This window comes from Streptomyces sp. NPDC058701 (assembly GCF_042715295.1).
Taxonomy (GTDB): domain Bacteria; phylum Actinomycetota; class Actinomycetes; order Streptomycetales; family Streptomycetaceae; genus Streptomyces.
Genome location: NZ_JBHXSY010000135.1, coordinates 1 through 1,912, shown reverse-complemented (window position 1 = coordinate 1,912; position 1,912 = coordinate 1). Strand labels below are relative to the sequence as shown.

General features: G+C 38.0%; 2 protein-coding genes. Both read right to left on the bottom strand.

The features are described from left to right. Positions 1-56 precede the first annotated feature (56 nt). Complete coding sequence (locus ACFWW8_RS38530) at positions 57-965, bottom strand: hypothetical protein (RefSeq protein WP_375839305.1); 909 nt, start codon at positions 963-965, stop codon at positions 57-59. A 90-nt stretch (positions 966-1,055) separates the two neighbouring features. Next, positions 1,056-1,229: a hypothetical protein gene (locus tag ACFWW8_RS38525; RefSeq protein ID WP_375839303.1), complete on the bottom strand. Its 174-nt coding sequence runs from the start codon at positions 1,227-1,229 to the stop codon at positions 1,056-1,058. Positions 1,230-1,912 lie beyond the last annotated feature (683 nt).

The following is a 1,912-nucleotide window of genomic DNA, read 5'->3' as shown; positions in this document are numbered from 1 at the left end:
CAAATAACCCTTCGGGAAATAAAAAAAACGGCTCCATAAAGAGGAACCGTTTTGCTTCAAAAATCACGTTTTGTGTTATACTGGAGAAACGAAATTGTGTTTTCAAAATTGTCATTTTCGACATGATAACTTTTCTCGTAGTGTGGTTTTGCCGAACCCACTACTTTTTTTATGTCTCCGAACTTCATTTCTTCCCGTTCCGGCTTAACAATCCCTTTTGATTTTCGATACATATTCATTCCGGAAGGATACATGTGCAGCCGTCCGCCTTTTAAAAATTTCTTTTCCCGACCTTCTACGATCTTTGTTTGCACCTCACAGCCCTCTGAAGCCACTTTTAAGGCTGTTTCCCTGTCTTGGACATCTTCTAGGTCTATATCAGTCAAATAAGCGCTCAAATAGGCTCCTATGTTGTCTATATCCTTTAATGACTTGATTGTTACAAATCCTAAACCCCATAGACTCCTTAATTCAGCATTTTTAATATAAATCTTATCCAAATCATTAAAGCGCATTAAAACATGACAATGCCAGGCTCCACGTCCTTGTGGCTCTACCACCGATAAATAATCTATCGAACTTTCTTTCTTGTATTTATAACGCAACCTGTCGATAAAATTTTGAAAATCACTATAAAGTTTTTTCGTGTCCGTCATATTTTTCTTGTATGTCAAAGTTATATGTAATTCATTTGGCCGTCCTATAAAATTGTTATTTATCAAATAACGCAGCTTCTTAAAGGTTTGTCTCAAAGAATTATAATTTTCCTGCCGATTTTCCGAATGCTCGAACTCCCGGATCTCCCCAGTAGAGAGGTCTACAAACCTATCCTTGTCCAATTTTTTGATATTATTTTTCCGGTTCATCTTCTCCATATGCTGAACTTCAATGACGTGATTCATAGTGGTCACTTTTACAACATCATTTGGAGCTATGAAAACCGCGTCACCATTGCGTTTATCCATCCATTTCCCCTCAATTTTTCCTGTAATGTTTAATTAAAATCAAGTTAATAATAAAGAACCCCAAATCCGAAGTCAGTTTTTCAACAAAAATTAGCGTCCTTTTCCCAAATAGTCCCTATACAATTCCTTAATAGCAAACTCAATTACAGCATCTTTTGAAACTCTTCCAAATTCATTGTGTTTTGTAAAATGTTCGGCTAATAACTCTAGCTTTTTAAATGTTTCAACAGTAATTCGAGGTCCAATTTGTTTTTTCTCTTCCATCCAAACACACTCCTAACAAGTTGTTAACATAATTCTAACATTGGAAATAATAGAATTCAAGAACAGAAAAAAGAAGCACACTCGGAATGATATTTCGTTTCCTTTTGATTCCGAGCCTCCACCCCTTACAATCCCCAAAGGCAACCGACAAGGGAAAATTCGTCCCTTATCGGCACCTCCGGAAATTGTACAGCAAGGGGTCACTCCCAATAAAAAGACTACGACATATAAAACAGGTTTAGCTTCAGAGAAAAAGAGCATAAGGAAACTCGGTGCCACCCTAAAAAAAAGGGTGTCAAACAGGCTGTGCCTGTTGAGTTTCTATGCTCTTAGAACAGGTGCCGTTTTTGAAGCCAAAGATATAGCATAGATACCCCATAGATATAGCAGGGATATACCAAAATATCTCTAGAGATACGGGTATCTATGCTATATCTCTCTACAAGATTCCTCCACACGCTTGACGGAAATGCTTCAGCATTTTAGCACTCACTCGACAGAGTGTATAAGTGCGCCATTCGGAATTTCAAAGCTTCAAATTTCACAGAGAGTGCCCATTTATACACACCCCCTAAATCGTGGTGTGACAATGGGTTCTCGCCGGCTCGAAATCGGTTTGTCATTCTGACAAATAACCCTTCGGGAAATAAAAAAAACGGCTCCATAAAGAGGAACCGTTTTGC